The following is an 18,032-nucleotide window of genomic DNA, read 5'->3' as shown; positions in this document are numbered from 1 at the left end:
GAGGCATGGTCTAATCTATGTACAGCAACGGCGGAGAGCCGGAGCGAGCAAGTCCGAGTGGCGGAATGGCAGACGCGCTAGCTTGAGGTGCTAGTCCTCGCAAGAGGGTGGGGGTTCAAGTCCCCCCTCGGACACGCACATTATTCACCCGTGGAGAGGTCGTCGCATAGACGGCCTCTTCGTTGTTCTCGTACCGCAGTTCAAGCCGTAGCTCCCGGTACAGCTCAGCCAGCCGGTCCGGCTCCGCCCGCGACAGGGCGGCCCCCACGTCACCCAGCGAGTCGATCATGGCGTGGATCTCCGCATCGCTGACCATCCCGGGCGGCTGCCGAGCCGCTCAGCTCGGCCTGCGGCGGCACGTTCCGCCTGGGCCTCGTTGATCGGCTCGACCAGGGCAGCCGGGTCGATGCCAGCCGCCACCGCCTCCTGGAAGCGGCGGAGCTTGGCCTCCGCCTCGGTGAGACGTCGCCTAGCGCTCTCCCGGTCCTTCGACGTCCTGACATCGTCCTGGGAGGCGAGCAGGGCGCGCACGGTCCGATCGACGTTGGTTGGCGCGAACAACCACCCGATCCACCCGGTCACAGCGTCTCTGATCACGTCCTCCCGCACGTACACCGTACGGGGGTGCTCGGCCAGGGCAGCCGATCCGGGGGCGAGGGTGCGCGCGGGACACCGGTAGTACATGCCGTGCCGACGCGGGCTGGCCTCCCTCTTCCGCGAGCAGATCCCGCACCGCAGGTGTCCCCGGAACAGGTAAGTCCTGGCAGTGGGTCGGCCCGACCGCTCCCCTCTGCTGGCCGTGCGCAGGCCACCCACCGACTTGGCCCGGCGCTTCACCTGTGCCTCGGTGAACTCCTCCACGGTCACGATCGGGGGGTGAGCGATGGTGCGGGAGCGCACGACCTGGTTCGTCCCGGCCCGTCGGAACCGGGTGACGTGTCCTGCTGAGACATCCTCGGGGTCGAGCAGGGTTTCCTGACGGGTCCAGCGGCCGAAGACCGCGTAACCCGTGTAACGGGGGTTCTCCAGGATCGCCCGCAGCGTGCTGCCCTGCCAGCCATCGGCGAGCCGGTGCCGGTTCTGGTGCGGTTGGCGTTTCGAAGGGCACGGGACACCCTGCCTGTTCAGCAATCCCGCGATCGCACGGTCTCCGTTTCCCGCGAGGTATTCGGCGAAGATGCGGCGGACCACCTCGGCTGCCTCCGGGTCGATCTCCAACACCCGCAGCCGGAACCCCTCCGCCGCCGTGCGCGGGTTCGGATGCGGCCCAGCATCCACCGTCACGTACCCGTACGGTGCCCGGCCACCCTGGTTCCGCCCCTCGTTGAGCACCTGGGCGTCCATCGCCGCCCGCACCCTGGCCCGCACACGCTGTCGTTCGGACTCGCTCATACCACCGAGCACGCTCATCAACATCGTGTGGGACGGGTTACGGGGATCAAACCTCCCGCCGAGTTCGGGAACCCAGAGATCGACGCCGTACGCGGCGAACTTCGGCGCGGTCAGGGAGAACTGGTTCCCGAACCAACACCGGGTCCCCTCCCCCACCACCACCGCCGCCCAGGGCTCCTGAGCTCGGCGAGCACCGCGCGATCTGGCCCGGGTCGTGCCCAGTGCCACACGGCAGCAGGCGGTGCAACGCATCGCTGGAAGCACCGGTCACCCCGGGGGATTTCGGGCAGATCCGCCAGCAGACGGGAACCCACTCGGCTGACCGCGCCCCGCGCGTCGCGGACAGGACAAGCCTTGGAAGCGAGACGACAGTGTGGTGCACGCGGACAGCACCTTCCCCTGTGATGACCTTCCCTTGCGATGGCAGAAGCCCAAGGGGGGACTCATCATCCCAGCTCAGAAGGCACTCTTTCGTCCGCTCAAAGTCCAGGCACCTGCCCAGGTGAAACGTGCGGGTCAATTACCTCGCTCCAGCTGCCGGCCCACCCGTACACTGCGGGGCATGCTCTCCTGTGTGAAGCCCTGGTTCTGCCGCTGACGGCGGCAGAACCCGACTGTCTCTCGCCGCCGTCCTGGCCCTGTGCCGGACGCCTCCGCATGCTGTCCGGCTCCACGACGAGCTGAGAGAACACACGCAATGTTTCGTACTACCTCGTGTCCCCCTGGTTCCAAGCTGTCGCGGGATCTTCCGGCTGGCGCCGCCGCACATGTGCGCGCCGAGGGGATCGTGGTCCGGCGGGGTGAGAGCACGGTCCTCTCCGGCGCCGATGTGACGGTCTCGGCCGGTTCCCGGCTGGCCATCGTCGGGGAGAACGGCCGGGGCAAGACAACCCTGCTGCATGTGCTGGCCGGCACCCTGACGCCCGACGCGGGCACGGTCTCGCGCACCGGAACACTGGCGCTGGTCGAGCAGACCCTGTGTGCCGAGGACGAACGCACCGTCGGTGACCTGATCAAAGAAGCCGTTGGGGACTCCCTGACCGCCCTGGACTTGCTGCAGAGCGCGACCGAGGCCCTGGTCCAGGGCGAGCCCGGCGCGGAGCACGCCTACGCCCGCGCCCTGGAGGTCGCCACCACGCTGGACGCCTGGGACGCCGAGCGGCGCGTCGATGTCGCCCTGGAAGGTCTGGGAGCCTGCGCCGACCGGGACCGGCACCTGGCCACCCTGTCGGTCGGGCAGCGCTACCGGGTGCGGCTGGCGGTCGTGCTGGGATCGAGCACCGATCTGCTGCTGCTGGACGAGCCGACCAACCACCTGGACTCCGCCGCCCTGGGCTTCCTGGCCCGCAGTCTGCGCGAACGCCCCGGGGGTGTGGCCGTGGTCAGCCATGACCGGGTGCTGCTACGCGAGGTCGCCACGACCTTCCTGGACCTGGACCCGACCCGGGACGGCTTGCCCCGCCATTACGCGGGCGGCTACGACGGCTGGGTCGATGGCCGTCATCGGGAGCGGAAGCGATGGGAGCAGGAGCATGCCGCGCAGCAGGCCGAGCACGCCCAGCTGACCCGGGCCGCCGAGGAGGCCCGCGGGCGACTGCGGACCGGGTGGCGCCCGGACAAGGGAACCGGCAAGCACCAGCGCGCAACCCGTGCCGCCGGCGTCGTGCAGGCGTTCAACCGGCGAGTGGAAGACCTTGAGCGGCACCGGATCACCGTGCCCGAGCCGCCCAGGAGCCTGTCCTGGCCCGAGCTTCCAACCCGCGCTGGGCATCAGGTCTTGCACGGGCGAGACCTCACGGTCTCCGGGCGGCTGACCCAGCCGGTCACGGTGACGGTCAACGGCGGTGATCGGCTCCTGTTGACCGGCCCGAACGGGGCGGGCAAGTCCACCCTCCTGGGAGTTCTGGCCGGGCGGGTGCGCCCCACCGGCGGCAGCCTGGTGGTCCACCACGACGCGCGGGTGGCGCTGCTGTCCCAGGAGGTGCCAGCCTGGAACCAGGAGCACACCGCCTACCGGGCCTACGAGGCGCAGGTGGACCGGCTCCACTCCCGGGGCCTGAGCGGGGACGCCCCCTCGCTCAGCGGCCTGGGCCTGCTGGACACGGTCACCCTGCGCACCCCGGTGGGACGCATGTCCCAGGGACAGAAACGGCGCCTGCACCTGGCGATGTGCCTGGCCGAGCGGCCTGACCTGCTGATGCTCGACGAGCCGACCAACCACCTGTCCGCCTCCCTGGTTGACGAGCTCACCCGGGCGCTGGCCAGCACGCCCTGCGCGGTTCTGGTCGCCACCCACGACCGGCAGCTGCTCAGCGACCTGGCCGGCTGGCCCCGCCTACAGCTGACGGGGGCGCAGCAGGAGTGAACGGCGCATCCGCTGCCCAGGTGCCAGTTGGGAGGGAAACCGCCACGGACACCGCCGCTTCGAAACCCTGCTCCCTCTGAGGGCATCACGTCGCTGCACGACACCTTCCGCACGCTGTCCCCCGGACGGCCACCCGGCTTGTGCGCTGAAGACAGGTGAGGGGCCGGTGTTTCCGGGTGAGATTGGTCTTAGTGGGGTGGGGGTAGTCGCGGAAAGATTGATTTTGTTCACCACTGAAGCGGTAGTGATCTTTGGATCGGTCGTGGTCGCGTCTGGTCGAAGCGCACCACCCGTAGCCGACAAGAAGTTCACCGGCAGGCACGCTCACCGTGTCCTGGACGACATGGTGTTCGCTGGCCGACTTCCCGTGAGATCCGACCCGGGGGTCGTGGTCGAGTGGAAAGCCACGGGACCGGGCGTCGCCCCGAACGTCGGAGCGCAGTCGCTCCCTCCCCTGGCGTCGCCGGCTGAGCCGTCACGACGACCGACCGCGCCGGGAGGCGACCAGCAGGCGACATGGCTTCGTGACCGTGATCGTGGCGAGGCTCCGTAGCCGTGGTTCAGGCCAGGGACGCTGGAGGAGGACCCACGAACACGGTCGCTGGTGTTCCTCCTCGGACTCGTCGCGGTGCCGCCCCCCTCAGGTGCGGTGTGGCCCCGTCACGACCGGCTGCCAGTCGGACCGGGGAGAGGGGTGCGTCACCACCCGGGCCAGCGCGCCCCGCCGCACCGCGAGGTCGGCGAGAACGGTCCACAACCGGACCGACGACACCGGCTCAGCCGGCGGCCGACCTCGACGCGGTGCTCACGGGCACGGGCCGCCCCGTGCTCATCACCGACGCCACGATCCTCACCGCCGACCCGCTGCTCGGCACCCTCACCCGGGCCGACCTGCTCGTCGGCGGTGGCCTCGTCGTCGGCGTGAACCCGGGCATCGTCCGCGCCGCCGACGACGACGACGGCGCCGTCGTCATCCGCGCCACCGGCACCACCCTCGTGCCGAGCGTGCTCGACACGACCGCCCCGACCGGGCTCGTGGACCGTACGGCACTGGTTGGCGCGCTGGTACCCGGCGGGGCCGCCGACTTCGCCGTGCTCGGCGACGCCGACGCACCGGACCTCGCCTCCGCTGCGCGGACCCTGCTGACGGCACCGGAGCGCATCCGGGCCGTGTTCCGCCGGGGCACGCCGGTGGTGTGGAACGGCCAGCGGGGCAGATCGGGGAGCGACAGCGAGGAGCGGGGTCTCGACGAGGCGTTGGTCGACCCGGCGAGGGTGGGTGCCTGGATCGACACCGAGGGCTTCCTCTACCGGGAGTTGACCGCCGAGGGCCGTTACGACGAGACGCGAGGTGGTCGGGCGCACGCGTTCGAGGGACGGTACTGGGTCCGGGGCGACCGGATCGGCTACCTCGAGGATCTCGGGTTCTGGGCGTTCGGGGAGTTCGACGGCGACACCCTCCACCACGCGGGTTGCACCCTGCGCCGTAAGCCGGCGGAGGGCGGAACCGACCGGTGACCCGTCAGGCCGATCTCGTCCTCGACGTCATCGTCAGGAGGGGTTGGCGGTAGCTGCCTGGGAACCTTCTGGCGGTGCGCGGCGGTGGCCGAGAACTCCGATGGCGTCGACGGGCCGCCAGACCAGGGAGGCACTCGCCGGGCACGCCCACGGCGGTTCCTCGACCGATCCGCGACGGCTCGTCCTCCCGCGGCGGTGCCGGCGGGACTCGCTCCGGGATCAGGCCGGGTCACGGCACCCGGGCTCGCGCGAAGTCCGGGCTTGGTCGGGTGATGTGCCGTCCAGGCGGTCGGCGTGGTCGCGGAACCAGTTCAGCATGAACCGGAGCGAGGCGATGCCGTAGTCGAGTGTGGCGCGCTGGTTGACCGCGACGTCGGCGAGCCCTTCGGGGACGTTCACCGTGTCGAGCTGCTCGTCGAGCCGTGAGAACTTCGCCAGGTCATGTTCGACGCGAGCCTCGATGCGGCGGAGGATGGCCACGCGTTCCGGGGGCTGCACGAGGCCGAGGAAGTAGAGCCGGGACAGCGCCGCGCTCTCCAGGTCTTTCCCGCACAACTCACCTGCCATCCAGGTGTGGAACTCCTGCCGGCCGGCCGCGGTCACCTGGTACGTCTTCTTGCCTCGGCCCCCGGCCTGGGTGCTGGCCACCTCGATGAGTCCTCGGGTGAGCAGGCTGTCGAGCGCACGTTTGATGCTGCCGGAGCTGGCGCTGTAGAAGAGCGCGACGCTGGCCTCGAATCCCTTGACGAGGCCGTAGTAGCTCTGCGGGGCGATCAGCAACAGCCCGAGGATGACGTGCGCCACGGCAGGGAGTCTAGCCCGTTTGACTCCCCCATACATGTCTATTAGACATATCTAAGAGACACGTCATCTCGCCCCGGGTCGACTACGAGGAGACCACCGTGACACCGCCGCTCGCCACGAGTCCCGCACCCGACAACTCGGTCGCCCCCGATGTCGCGGCGCGGCTGACCCGGCTGGTGCGGACCCTGGTCGCGCGGCGCCGGGTACACCACGTCAGCGCCGCGATCGAGACCGGCGACGGACTCCGTCGCTGGTCGACCGGCTGCGCCCCCGTCAGCGACGAGCCCCCGCCGCGTTCTGACAGCCCGTTCTTCGTCGCGAGCACCACCAAGCGCTTCCTCATCGCGCTCGTGCTCCAGGCGCACGAGCGCGGTGAACTCGAGCTGTCCGCGCCGATCGCCGACTACCTACCAGCGGAGGCCATCGCCGGGCTCCACGTGTTCCGCGGTACCGACCGGACGTCCGCGATCACGGTTCGCCATCTGGCGAGCCACACGTCCGGACTACCCGACTACTTCGAGAAGCGCCGCACAGGCCCGAGCCTGTACGACCACCTCCGCGCCGGCCGGGACCAGGCGTGGACGTTCGAGGACGTGCTGCGGATCGTCCGGGAGCAGCAGCACCCCCATTTCGCGCCCCAGGACCTGTCGGCGTCCCGGCAGAAGGCGCGCTACTCCGACACCGGCTTCCAACTGCTCATCCGCATCCTGGAGGCGGTGACCGGACGGTCGTTCGCCGACCTGCTGGCGGAACGGATCACCACCCCGCTCCGCCTCACCCGCACGTGGCTCCCCGGCCACCCCCGGCTGGACACGCACACGGGACCGCCGCTGCCGCTCCACTCCGGACAACGCCGCGTCGAAGTGCCCTCGCTGATCGAGTCCAGCAACGATCTGATCAGCACCACCGGCGATCTCCTCACCTTCCAACGGGCCCTGCTGGCCGGGGAGGTCCTCGACCGCCCACGCTCCGTGGAACTGCTCACCGAGCGGCGAAACCGGCTGCGCAACATCCCGATCCTGCGGTACGGGCTCGGCACCATGGTCTACACGGTGGGGCGCCTGATGTCGGCGGGGCGGCCGCCCCTCACTCTCGTGGGTCACTCGGGAGCCACGGGGACGTGGTTGTTCCACTGCCCGCAACTCGACCTCCACCTGGCCGGCACCGTCGACCAGGTCTCCGGACAGGCCCTCCCCTTCCAGCTCATGGCGCGGATGCTGCACATCTGGCGAGGATGACCAGCGCACTGGCAGCGGAGGAACGCGTCACCCTTTCGACCGGTTCACCGGAACGAGCCCCTCGGTCAGAGGCGGGTTGACCGTCCGAGGGTTGCTCGGCCAGTGCCCGCCGAGCCCGGAGCACCGGGCGGACCTCGGAACGACATGCCCCGCTGCCGCACCGGGTGCTCCCCCACCTCACGGGCCGGGGCCGTGGCAGGTTCCCCACCATGTACGGCCGCGACCCAGTCCTCGTTGCCGAGCGCACCGCCCGTCCCGGGACCTCGCAGCAGCCACACCCGCACCGAGCCTCGAAGGCACCAGGTCGGCCGGCTTCCTCGGCCCAGCCACGTTCGGGCCGAACCCGCTCGCGGGGCCGGGTCACGTGTGCGCCGTCGCCAACACCGCCGCTCCGGATGCCGTCGAGGTCGGCAGACGTCGGCACCGGGCGTCCCGCCAGGTGCCGACGCACCCTGCCTGGTACTCGCCCGCTCCCCAGCCGGGAGTGGGCAGGGCAGGACTCCTGGTACCCGGGGAGGCGGCTTCAAGCACTGCCTCCCCGGGCCGGCGCAGAGGTTGCACCAACACGGGCAGGGGATCAACGGGCTGACCACCCGTCGCCTGCTGCTCGCGACCAACCACGAACCCGGTTGATCGCGCCGGGATGACCAGGTCGGAGGCGAGCGGTCAGGTCGTCCGTGCCGGTCGGGCGAGCACGAGGGTAAGGGGTGGCTGGCCGACGTCGACGAAACGGATGTCGGTGTACCCGGCGTCGCCGCACACACGCCGGTAGTCGCTCTCGCCGTGCGCGTCACCGGCTGTGGTGGCGACGAGCATCTGGACACCGAAAGCCGCTCCGACCGGGCCGTGGTCGCGGAGCCAGGAGGCAATGGCCACCTGGCCGTCGGGAGCGAGCACGTCGCGCAGTCTGCTGAGGAGATCGCGGACCTGACCGAGCGGGAGGAGGTTCGTGAGGTTGCCGCACAGGACCAGATCGAAGGGCCCCGGCGCCAAGTCGGTTCGTGCGTCGGCCGCGACGAGTTCGACGCCCGCAGCGGTGCAGCGACCGTCCGCCCGAGCGAGCTCGATGACCCCGGGAAGGTCCTGCATCGTGGTCGTACAGCCGCGCCGGGCGAACTCCCGGGCGTAGGCGCCGTGCCCACCGCCGAGGTCCAGCACACGTGGTCCGCCCCGATCACCGGTTGCTGGCCGCCGCGTGTTCAGGCAGGTGTCCACGACGGGGTTGACGAAAGGGTGACCGGCGGATTCCAGGAGGGCCAGCCCGGTCGCCGGGTCCGTCGCGGGCGGGGTGTCCGGCGCCGTGGCCTGCCGGTCGTAGACCCGGCGGGGCACGAGCGCGGCCCACCGTCGAATCCACACCCCGTGCTGGGCCAGCGCCGCGCGCTCGTGCGGCTTCGGCCGGCGCGGGCCCGGGGAGAAAACGCCGCGTTCGTCGACGGTGACGTAGTGCCATCCGGCGAGGACGAACAGGATCGCCCGGACTGCGTCGGGGTCCAGGTCCCGCGCGTCAGCGATGTCCGCTGCCGACGCGGGAAGTTCGTCGAGGATGCCGGTGGTGTGCGCCGTTTCGTAGCAGAGGGCGAGACGCCAGTCGATGAGTTCGTCCGGGGAGGCGAGCGCGGTGAGGTGCTGCGTCGATGGTGGCTCGTGCGTCACTCTGATCGGTCCTTCCGCTAGGGCCCCTGGGGTCGGGCACGCCCTGGTGTCGCTGGGCGAGGACCTCGGTCCTGCACTGCCTCGCTGGCACGTCCCCTCACGTACCCGTGGCGTGCCAGCGAGGCGGGCCACGGGTGTCCCGACGGTCGCCGGCGGCCAGAGGGGGCCGCAGCCCGGCACGGGCGGAGTTGGCTTCGAGAACCGGCCGATCCCTCGGCGCCCTCGTCGTGCGCCCCCTCGCCCGCAGCCCACCGGACGCGCTCAATCAGCAATCATAATCATTTTCATCTTGAGGTGGTGTGCGAAGTCCGTCGGAACACAGGAGGTCCCGGGGGGACCGGGCAGGCCACCAGGGCGAGACGCGGGACGAACAGCAGCAAACACGTCGAGGACGGCCCACGCGAAAACGATCGGAAGCAGCCTGAACCTGCAGGGAATCACGTCTGATAGCGCCCGCTGGCTCCCGAGTGAACCCACGATCCCCGATGAGGATCTCCAGATCGCTCCGGCGATGTGGCACGGGCTGAACTCCCTGCGACAGCTCGCCCGGAACCTACTCCAACCACACTCCCTCGACTCTCACCGACTGAGGGCACCTCGACACCCTGGACTAGGTCGCCCCCCGGTAGTCGCGCAGCAGGCGGTTGAACATCCGCAGCTTGTCCACGGCGTCCTCGGGTATCGGGTCCGGGTGGAAGTGCATGATCTTGTTCCGGATGGCCCGGATCTCGTTCAACCGCGCGATGAAGGTGGCCCGGTCCAACGGCCAGCCCAACCTCCGCCACATCGCGTCGTGCTCCAGAACCCGCTGGTAGTCGCCGATGGTGAGCCGGTCGAAGCTCCCGATCGGCCGGCCGCAGATCGAGCGGACGGTCTCGATGTCGAAGTTGCGCTGCAGGACCCAGCGCAGCGTTTGGTCCAGTTCGCCCAGCTGGAAGAACGGGGTGGCCATCTCGCCGTAACGGTGGGCCACGTCAGCCGTGGTGACGATCCCCTTGATCGCCTTCGTCTCGTCCAGGACGAACACGAAGTCGCGCTTCTGCAGTACGGGAAGGATCTCGAAGAGGTCGCGGTCATAGGGGACGACCTCCACCTGTGGGTCGATCGCGTCGGCGACGCTGGCGTCGGGCTTGCGTTGCAGGGCGCGTGCGATCGAACGCCACGTCACGGCTCCGCGCAGGTTGCGGGTGCCGTTGAGGACGGCCAACTGGGAGTAGTCGTTGAGGGTCATCTTCGTGATCGCCTCGACCAGCGCACCGTCGGGCTTGACGAACTCCACGCCGGCCAGCGGCGACAGGTTGCCCACCGTGAGGCGGACGTTCAGGTCGTCGTCACCCTCGTCCTCGTCGACGATCCGGATGTCGTTGCCCCCGGCACCCTCCGCCGTGAGGCTCCCCTCCGCGCCGTCGGGTGGAACGGTCAGGGCGACCACAGTGTCGAGCGTCACCGCGCGGAAGCTCGGCGAGGTCACCAACCCGTGGTTGGCCAGGTCCGCTTCGATCTGGCTCACCTGGTCGCCCCGGTCCTCGGCTCCCCAGTACGTCAGGAGTTCACGGACGGTGACGCGTTCCGGTTCGCGCGCCTCGGCGCGCTGACGGGCCTGTCGCAGGCGCTCATGGACGCTCTGCCGCGCGGTGTCCCGATGGGGTCGGTTAGCTTCGCTGAGCGCCTGGTCGAGCAGCTCCTGGCGTACCGCGTCCAGCAGTCGGTCCTGGTCGACGACCAACCACACCCGCCAGCCGTCGACCGCTCGCATCCCCGCTGCCACCATGGCCGCCCTGGAGGGCGAACGGAACTCCTCACCGTCGGCGTCGAGCCGGATGCGGCCCTTCTCGGTGACCGTCGCGTGGTGGGTCTCTCCGATCCGGTTACGGTTGAACCGGAGCTTCGCGCCAATCTGGAGGAGGCCCGCCTCCACCAGGTCGGCGACCGTGACGCGGCGGCCGTCGATGAGGTACTTGGCTCTGCCGCCGGTGCCGCCACGGCCCAATTCCACCTGTGCGGTCACTGGCGCCTCACCACTTCCTCAGCCCGGCGAACTTGCGACGGGCACCGATCGCCTGCTTGAGCACCCTGCTCCTGAGTTCGGCTTTGGACAGGCGGTTCACGCGGGTGAGCCGCAACTCAGCGGCGACAGCCAGCAGTCCCTCCCGGCCCAACCCCTGGGAGTCGAGGTAGGCGGCTCCTTCCGCTTCCGTCTCGGTCCCACGAAGCCGAGTCGCGATGGCTGCCGCGTCGACCTCGCCGGTCGGCACCGGGGTCGACGACCCGGGTACGGTGGGAGCGTGGCGCTGTCCGCCCCGGGTACCTGTTGGTTGATCGGCGGCTGGTGTGCCCGGGTGCGCGGCGTCCGTGTCGGCCCGCTCTGGACCACCGCTGGCGAGGAGGGTGACGAGCGCGGGGCGCGTGAGCCTGCTGTAGCGCGTCAGACCGCTCAGTTTGGCCACCGCACGGAGTTCCTTCACCTGGAGTCGCAAGGTGTCCAAGTAGGCCCGCCGTTCCTCCTCCGAGGTCAAGGTGGAAAGGGTCGACGTCACGTGACTCGGGTCGTCGGGCGGCAGGACGTCGCCATCGGGAGGGCTGGTAGCGGGAGTTCCTCGTTGTGCCGCGTCAACGCGGGTTCCCTCGCCGCCAGTGGTGGTGAGCCGGGTCGTGCCAGCAATGAGGGCGTCAAGCGCGGCCTCGTCCTGGTCCGCCAGGAATTCGTTCCACCGGGCGTTCAGGGCGATGAGTTTCCGCAGCTCGTTCACGAATCACCAGCCGGGGACAGCGCGAGCGCGCCGAACACCTCGTCGGCCAACGCGTCGAACTCCTTGACGACGTCGTCCTTGTCCCTCACGCGCAGCATCGCGGGCACTCCGCTCTCCCCCGCGGCACTGAAGTGGCGAGGGCTGTTCCGGATCTTGCTCTTCAGTACGGACACCTGGGAGTTGACTTCCACTTCCTCAACATAGGTCTGCTGGGCCGCGGTCACCTGTTGCGAGTAGATCTGCACCATGGTGAACACAACCCCCAGGATTGCCGGGTCGATCGGGCGGTGCGCATCCCCACCACGGTGGTTGGCGAATTCGTTGAACTGTTCCACCAGCATGGAGCAGTTGCCGACGAGGTAGTCGAGCCCCAGTGTCGACAGGTAGTCCGCTTTCGCTGGCACGAGGATGTGCTCGCTGGCGACGATGGCGGTCTTGGTGACGAGGCCGAAGTTCGGCGCGCAGTCGATGAGGACGAGGTCGTACTGGTCGAAGTGGTCGTCCTCGAGCGCGCGCCGCAGGCAGCCGTGCAGGTCGAGGAACTTCCGCTGCGTCCCGCCCAGGGTGGTGTTCCCGCCGAGGAGGGCGGCGAGCTGGAGATCGATGTCGATGAGACCGAGGTGCGAGGAGATCACGTCGAGGCGGCCGGTACCGCCCAGTGCCTTGTTGACCCGTTGCGGAGTGAGCGTGAGATCCGCCAACGGGATGTCCCGCCCTGGCATGTCACCCTCGTACCACTGCTTGATCGTGCACGTATCCTTGATCTTGCCCTGCCACTCGTCGATCGAGAAGAACGAGAAGGTCAAGTTGGTCTGCGGATCGAGATCGACGAGCAGCACGCGCAGTCCCCGGCTCGCGGCGATCGCACCGAGATTGGCGGTGAGGGTTGTCTTCCCCACTCCGCCCTTGTAGTTCATCACAGCTACGGTCCGCATCAGTTCCGCATGCTCCTCACGCTCGACGGTACGGGGAACGCTGCTCGAGATCTCCTGGCGATCTGGCTCGGTGACCTTCCCAGAGCCCCTGTTCGAAGGACAACCGACCGATGACCCTGATCGGCCAAACGCACTCCGGCTGATCGTCCGTTTGTCGTATTCGGACTCTGATCCTTGAACTCCGGGCCATGCGTGCCCGTATCGGTGGCGGATTCTAGCCAATCCGATCCGGTTCGCCGCCGCCGGTATCGCGCCGACCGCGGCGCGGGACGGCACCGCGTCGTCGTCCTGGGAACGACGTCCACGTGTGTGGCCCCGGGAATCTTCCTCTCCGTCGTTCCCCGCTCATCCCGCCCGGGGCGGTTGTTCCACCAGCGACGCGGGCGGGCACTGGCTGGTCCCTGGAAACCCACCAGGTCACGCGCCAGGGCGCCGATCAGGGTCACCCTGTCACGGAACGCTGGGCGAATTCGCCCACGCACCCGGGCCAGGCTTCTCCACGTCCAGGCTGTGGACGGGACGGGCAGGGAATGACCCATCACGTCCCGGCGGGCCCGGCCGACTCCTGGTCCTGCCATGCTGTCAACCTGGGGAGAGGAGGGGGTCCGGCGGGGCGTCGCACCGGCCGTTCGCCGCGATGCGGCCCCCGCAACGCTTCCGCCGGGAGCGTGGTGGAAGCAAGGGCCCGCCCGACCCACCCGCTCGCCTCCCCTCCGTGCTCGCCACGAGGGAAGGTGCCGGATCGGTACGTGCAGGTGTCACCGCACCGCGTCGCCGGAGCAGCACGACCACCTGATCCGCCGTGACGCGGTCCGCGCGTCCACGGGGACCTACCCGGTCGCCGCGTGTTCGGCTATAGCACCTGGCGCGCACCGATCAAGGAGAGGAGCCGCGACTTCTCGTAGCTCTCACTCCCCGGGGCGGCGGTGTAGAGGAGGGGGCTGAGGGACTGGTCCGGGCCGAGAAGTGTCTGCCAGGTCAGTTCCAGGGCGCCGACCTTCGGGTGCACGTAGCGTCGGGCGACGCCGTTGTAGTGCACCCCGATTTCGCATGTTGCCAGCCGGCGCGGAATTCGCCGCTCCGGGAGAGCAGGCATTCCCTCAGGTGAGCGGCTCGTGATCCGGGGCCCTCGGAGTATGACCAGCGCGCGGAGACCCGAGGCGAAAGACGCGGGAGTGCAGCGCCTGGTCGTCGGGGGTGGTCCGGCTCCTACCCGTCCGAGTCGGCTGGCCGGGGTCTGACAGCCGTCGTACGGCGAGCCCCACCAGCGGTCGGGGGCGAGATCAGGGGCGGCCACCGAGCGCCACGAGGAGGTCAATGGCGGGAGCGGCCACCGCCGAGCGGTCACCTCGGTGTGCCGCCGGGTGGTGTCCGGTCAGGCGCTCGTCCTGGGCAGTGGTCGGGGTTGGGCCCGAACACGGCCGGTGACTGAACGAGAGGGGTCGTGACGGGTTGTGGCGCCGTGGACGGGCGTGGTCGTGGTGGGTGGTACCTCCACCGGCGCGGGCAGGTCGGTGAGCGGGCAGGGCGTTCCGCACCAGCGACCGCACCCCCGCCCCGGGGCCGTCAGCGCTGGAGGGTGCTGCGGCTGGAGCAGGGGATGCGGAGTGTCGATGAGCGAGCGGAGGCAACGGCCGTCGGAGGTGGTCACCCGGCGCCGAGAGCGATCGTGGCGCGGTACACCGGGAGCAGCCGGACGTCGTCGACGCGGAGGGTGACCTCCGTCGGGCGGAGGTCGTCGCGGACGTGGACCGCGGCCGAGGGGTCGAACGGCAGCAGGCGCAGGACGAGTTGGGCGCCGTGGCGCAGGGCCTCGCGATGCCGGACCAGGTCGACCTCCCAGGACGCCCCATTCCAGAACTGGTCGGCGACCAGGGTCCCGTCGAGTTCGGCCCGCGCCGCGTCGCCGACCCAGTCGAGTCGCAACAGCAGCCGGTGGGCGCCGGTGAAGGCGTTCTCGTCGAGGTCGACGCGGTAGTTGGCGGCCGTGGCGTAGTCGTCGTCCCGGGGGGCGGCGGCGCGTCGCAACGGCCCGCCCAGGCGGTGGGGGGCCGGCGCGGTGGCCGCCGCCAGTTCGACCAGCCGCACCTCGGGGGCCTCCGCTGGGGCGTCGACCTCGAGGCGGGCGAAGATCCCGAGGACGCAGCCCGACCGAAGCGTCAACGGCGGGGCCGCGTCCGCCACCTCCGGTGCGGCGGCGGGATCCGGCGCCGGATGGATGAGCAGTGACCCGCCGCCGGGTCCGCATTCGAGGTGGAGGTGCTCGCCGTCGGGCACGACGTGGACGCCGTCCCCGACCACGAGGCGCCGCGCGCCCCACAGGTCACCGATCGCGGTGCGACGCGCGGTGTCCTCGTCGAGCACCAGCACCCGCAGCGGGCCGAGGTCGACCAGCGCCTCGGGGCCCGGTTCGGGAACGCGGATCCGGGTGCGGCCGGCCCCGAGGTCGTCCACGGTGGTGTGGGCGCTCTCGACCCGGGTCGCGTCGATGCCGGAGACGACGAGTTCGACCGGGATCCCGGCGGTGCGGCTCAGGACCACGAGGTCATCCAGTGCGGTCACGAGTTGGGCGGTGGCGGATTCCAGTACCGCGCCGCCGGGCAGCGGCCAGCGGAACGGCCACGCGAAGTACGCGCCGGTGGGGATGTCGACGGGTTCGCTGGGCAGTTCCAGGGGGTTGTCGGGGCCGAGGAGGCGGAACTGGACGTCGTCGTGCGCGGTGGGGGCCTCGCCGCCAGGTTGGTGGGTGTTGACGAAGACCATCCCGGAGGTCCCGTCCGTGCGGACGGCCCACCGCAGGGTGTCCCGGTCGTCGAGGTCACGCGGGGTCTGGTCGGGTTCGACGAACCGCATCGGCGCGAGGCGGCGGCCGGCGGCCGCCAGGAGGTGGTGTTGCAACCGGAGGGCTCCGTAGGTGGGGCGGACCTGCCCGTGCTCCCCCAGCGGAGCCTGGAAGTCGTAGCTGACGACGGGCAGGTCGTTGGGGTACCCGGTCTCCAGCGACTCCTGCATGGTCGTCGCGGCGTCCGTGACGTGGGTACCGCCGTGGTACATGTAGTAGCCCTGCCAGGAGGAACCGGAACCGATCTTGGTCAGCGCGAGGGCGGCGATGTCGTCCGGTTCGACCAGCGGGCGGCGGTGGTAGGTCGGCTGGACTCCGCCGCCGAGTTCGCAGGTGGCGAACGGGTAGCGGTCGAGGGCAGGGCCGGTGCCGGCGGTGGGCTCGCGACGCAGGTCGGCGCCCACGGTGTGGTCGTCCCGCAGCTCGGTGAAGAAGAAGTGCCGGCGCGCGTGGCGGGCCCAGCCGGGGTGGGCGTCGTCCCAGGGGGCCTCCGGGTAGCCGGCGTAGAGCGGGAGGAACTCGTCCTCGGGGAGCTCGGCGGGGCCCCAGGCGGTGGCGGTCCACAGTGCGGGGGTGATGCCGGCGTCCCGGGCGAGGTGTTTGAGCGTGCGCAGGTGTTCCGGTTGGTCGTGGAGTTCGTTCTCGATCTGGACGGCCACGATTGGGCCGCCCTCGGCGTGGTAGAGGCCGGCCAGTTCCCGGCCGATCCGCGTGTAGTAGGGGCGGACCAGGTCGAGGTAGGCGGGGTCGTCGGTGCGGGTGCGGGTGCCCGAGCGCACGACCCAGTCGGGGAACCCGCCGTAGCGTGCCTCGCCGTGCGCCCAGGGTCCGATGCGCACCACCACGTCCATGCCGCACTCGCCGACCAACCGCACGAAGGAGCGGAGATCCCGGTCGCCGTCGAACCGGAACTCCCCCCGGTGCTCCTCGTGGTGGTGCCAGAACAGGTAGGTCGCGGCGACGGTGACACCGCCGGCGCGCATGCTGAGCAGCCGTTCCCGCCAGGTCGACCGGGGACAGCGGGTGAAGTGGATCTCGCCCATGACGGGGAACCAGGGGCGCCCGCCGCGCAGGAGGTGGGTGCTGGTGGCGGTGATCCGGTCTGGCGTCCCGTCGGGCTCGCCCATTCGGAGATGGCCGGTCAGCGGTGTCACAACCGGGCGTAGCGACAGTGTCCGCACCTTGGCCTCCTCGCCCTGGTTCCGGGCCTGGTTCCCAGGTCCGGCCGCCTGCCCTCCGACAGACGCGGCAGGACGGTAAACCATAAATTCCTAAGAGTGAAGCCGTGCTGGGGTGCCGGCGGGCAGTCCGGCCGACGTCGGCCATCGCGGGGGCGTTCCGCCGCACCTGGCCCCCGTCGTGTGCCAGTGCCCACCGCCGGTAGGCCCTCGGCGGTGTAGGACGCCGGTGCGTGGGGGTGATCACGAGCGGCGGTCGCCGCTCCGGAACGTCTTCGCCCCCCAGGAGGCCTGACGGAGGAGGTCCGAGGTTCAGGAGGGTGGCTCCCCGTTCGCGGTACCGGTTCCGGCGCCTACCGGCACAGGGGCACCGGATCGCGGACCTCGGGGCGGATCCGCTCGGCGCGCCCGGGCGGGGATCACCCCGAGACGCGGTGACGTCCCCGACCGCTGGCACCCGACGGGTGGTGGCGGGTGGGGAGGTCAGACGGGCCTGTCGGGGACCAGGGCCAGGCTGATGATGTGGCGCGCGCGGCCGTCACCAGGGGCGGTGCGGGTACGGCGTTCCACCGCGGCCTCGATCTCCTCGACGAGTTCGGTGAACTCCTCGTCGGTGACCCAGACGATGCCCTGCCGGTAGAGCACGTTGTCCCGGGCGGGTTCGGTGTCCTCGCGGGAGAGGTAGCGGTCGAAGTCGGCCAGCATCGCTCCGGTGAAGACGGTGAACGCCCGGCGGTGGTCGTCCTTGGTCATGGTGTCGCGGGCGTCGTCGTCGACGAGGGCCTTGTCCTGGCGGACCCGGTAGCTGCGTTCGACGGTGCCGCGCACGGGCCTCTCCCGCACCACCTCCAGGATCTCGGCCTGGGCCAGCGCGGCGACGTGCCGGTACATGGTGGCCGCCGGTACGTCGGGCAGCCGGTCACGGAGTTGCCCGGTGGTCAGCTCGCCAGCCCCCAACAGGGTCTGCAGGATGCGCAGCCGGACGGGGTGGAGGAGGAGGTCCGCGGTTGCCATGAGCCCATGATCTCACACCTGATAACGTTCTCACATCTGAGAACATTGTGGATGGAGTGAAACGTTGCCCGACCTCGACATGACGGTCACCACGGACGACGGGGCTGCCCTGGCCGGCACGCTGACCCTGCCCGCCGGCCCCGGGCCGCACCCCGCCGTCCTGCTGCTGCACGGTTCCGGCCCCCTGGACCGCGACGGCAACACCCCGAAGCTTCCGACGAACCTCGGCCCGGCCCTGGCCTCGGCGCTCGCGGCGAACGGGATCGCGACGCTGCGCTACGACCGGCGTGGCGCCGGCCGCACGCCCGGCGTCTGGCAGGCCGCCGGGTTCACCGGCAAC

General features: G+C 70.4%; 13 protein-coding genes and 1 tRNA gene. 5 read left to right on the top strand and 9 right to left on the bottom strand.

The window, feature by feature from the left end; all coding sequences use genetic code 11:
- Nucleotides 1–51 precede the first annotated feature (51 nt).
- A tRNA-Leu gene (locus ACTIDRAF_RS0206890) sits at nucleotides 52–134 on the top strand.
- A 151-nt stretch (nucleotides 135–285) separates the two neighbouring features.
- On the opposite strand, the gene ACTIDRAF_RS27660 is transcribed toward ACTIDRAF_RS0206890, so the two are convergent.
- Nucleotides 286–1,554: a recombinase family protein gene (locus tag ACTIDRAF_RS27660; protein ID WP_039786178.1), complete on the bottom strand. Its 1,269-nt coding sequence runs from the start codon at nucleotides 1,552–1,554 to the stop codon at nucleotides 286–288.
- 535 nt (nucleotides 1,555–2,089) lie between these two features.
- Between ACTIDRAF_RS27660 and ACTIDRAF_RS0206880 the strand changes: the two genes are divergently transcribed.
- On the top strand, nucleotides 2,090–3,757 hold the full coding sequence (locus ACTIDRAF_RS0206880; RefSeq protein WP_052168732.1) for an ABC-F family ATP-binding cassette domain-containing protein: 1,668 nt from the start codon (nucleotides 2,090–2,092) through the stop codon (nucleotides 3,755–3,757).
- Nucleotides 3,758–4,558: 801 nt separating this feature from the next.
- Nucleotides 4,559–5,275, top strand: coding sequence for an Atu4866 domain-containing protein (locus ACTIDRAF_RS0206870; protein WP_016697986.1), 717 nt, complete (start codon nucleotides 4,559–4,561; stop codon nucleotides 5,273–5,275).
- 219 nt (nucleotides 5,276–5,494) lie between these two features.
- On the opposite strand, the gene ACTIDRAF_RS0206865 is transcribed toward ACTIDRAF_RS0206870, so the two are convergent.
- Nucleotides 5,495–6,079: a PadR family transcriptional regulator gene (locus tag ACTIDRAF_RS0206865; RefSeq protein ID WP_016697985.1), complete on the bottom strand. Its 585-nt coding sequence runs from the start codon at nucleotides 6,077–6,079 to the stop codon at nucleotides 5,495–5,497.
- A gap of 98 nt (nucleotides 6,080–6,177) precedes the next feature.
- Between ACTIDRAF_RS0206865 and ACTIDRAF_RS0206860 the strand changes: the two genes are divergently transcribed.
- A complete protein-coding gene (locus tag ACTIDRAF_RS0206860; protein WP_016697982.1) occupies nucleotides 6,178–7,317 on the top strand; it encodes a serine hydrolase domain-containing protein in 1,140 nt (379 codons plus the stop codon).
- Between the two features lie 666 nt (nucleotides 7,318–7,983).
- Here the strand turns inward: ACTIDRAF_RS0206860 and ACTIDRAF_RS0206855 are convergent.
- The 7 genes from ACTIDRAF_RS0206855 to ACTIDRAF_RS0206825 form a co-directional block, all read right to left on the bottom strand.
- Nucleotides 7,984–8,973: a class I SAM-dependent methyltransferase gene (locus ACTIDRAF_RS0206855; protein WP_016697981.1), complete on the bottom strand. Its 990-nt coding sequence runs from the start codon at nucleotides 8,971–8,973 to the stop codon at nucleotides 7,984–7,986.
- A gap of 610 nt (nucleotides 8,974–9,583) precedes the next feature.
- Nucleotides 9,584–10,981 carry a restriction system modified-DNA reader domain-containing protein gene (locus ACTIDRAF_RS0206850; RefSeq protein ID WP_016697980.1) on the bottom strand — a complete coding sequence of 466 codons (1,398 nt, stop codon included), beginning with the start codon at nucleotides 10,979–10,981 and terminating at the stop codon, nucleotides 9,584–9,586.
- Nucleotides 10,982–10,988: 7 nt separating this feature from the next.
- Nucleotides 10,989–11,723, bottom strand: coding sequence for a hypothetical protein (locus ACTIDRAF_RS0206845; RefSeq protein WP_016697978.1), 735 nt, complete (start codon nucleotides 11,721–11,723; stop codon nucleotides 10,989–10,991).
- Nucleotides 11,720–12,658 (bottom strand): ParA family protein, encoded by a 939-nt coding sequence (locus tag ACTIDRAF_RS0206840; protein ID WP_026065848.1) that lies wholly within the window; start codon nucleotides 12,656–12,658, stop codon nucleotides 11,720–11,722. The genes ACTIDRAF_RS0206845 and ACTIDRAF_RS0206840 overlap by 4 nt, the downstream gene beginning before the upstream one ends.
- 853 nt (nucleotides 12,659–13,511) lie before the next feature.
- The gene (locus ACTIDRAF_RS34825; RefSeq protein WP_157162896.1) at nucleotides 13,512–13,754 is read right to left on the bottom strand and encodes an MmyB family transcriptional regulator; all 243 of its coding nucleotides are present in this window, start codon (nucleotides 13,752–13,754) and stop codon (nucleotides 13,512–13,514) included.
- Between the two features lie 551 nt (nucleotides 13,755–14,305).
- Entirely contained in the window at nucleotides 14,306–16,627 is a 2,322-nt protein-coding gene (locus ACTIDRAF_RS27650) for a beta-galactosidase (RefSeq protein WP_052168733.1), read from the bottom strand.
- 534 nt (nucleotides 16,628–17,161) lie between these two features.
- Nucleotides 17,162–17,692, bottom strand: coding sequence for a helix-turn-helix domain-containing protein (locus tag ACTIDRAF_RS0206825; RefSeq protein ID WP_016697974.1), 531 nt, complete (start codon nucleotides 17,690–17,692; stop codon nucleotides 17,162–17,164).
- A gap of 64 nt (nucleotides 17,693–17,756) precedes the next feature.
- On the opposite strand from ACTIDRAF_RS0206825, the gene ACTIDRAF_RS27645 reads away from it, so the two are divergent.
- Nucleotides 17,757–18,032, top strand: a 276-nt coding sequence (locus tag ACTIDRAF_RS27645) for an alpha/beta hydrolase family protein (protein ID WP_039786173.1), incomplete at its 3' end; no start/stop codon positions are given.

The organism is Actinoalloteichus spitiensis RMV-1378, from assembly GCF_000239155.1.
Classification (GTDB): domain Bacteria; phylum Actinomycetota; class Actinomycetes; order Mycobacteriales; family Pseudonocardiaceae; genus Actinoalloteichus_B; species Actinoalloteichus_B spitiensis.
The sequence above is the reverse complement of the archived record's forward strand: the minus strand, read 5'-3'. Positions and strand labels throughout refer to the sequence as shown.

Bases quoted from the DNA above. Each gene is read 5' to 3' on its own strand.
- ACTIDRAF_RS0206880 (WP_052168732.1), top strand. From the start codon at position 2,090: ATGTTTCGTACTACCTCGTGTCCCCCTGGTTCCAAGCTGTCGCGGGAT.
- ACTIDRAF_RS0206840 (WP_026065848.1), bottom strand. From the start codon at position 12,658: ATGCGGACCGTAGCTGTGATGAACTACAAGGGCGGAGTGGGGAAGACA.
- ACTIDRAF_RS34825 (WP_157162896.1), bottom strand. From the start codon at position 13,754: ATGCCTGCTCTCCCGGAGCGGCGAATTCCGCGCCGGCTGGCAACATGC.
- ACTIDRAF_RS27650 (WP_052168733.1), bottom strand. From the start codon at position 16,627: ATGGGCGAGCCCGACGGGACGCCAGACCGGATCACCGCCACCAGCACC.
- ACTIDRAF_RS0206825 (WP_016697974.1), bottom strand. From the start codon at position 17,692: ATGGCAACCGCGGACCTCCTCCTCCACCCCGTCCGGCTGCGCATCCTG.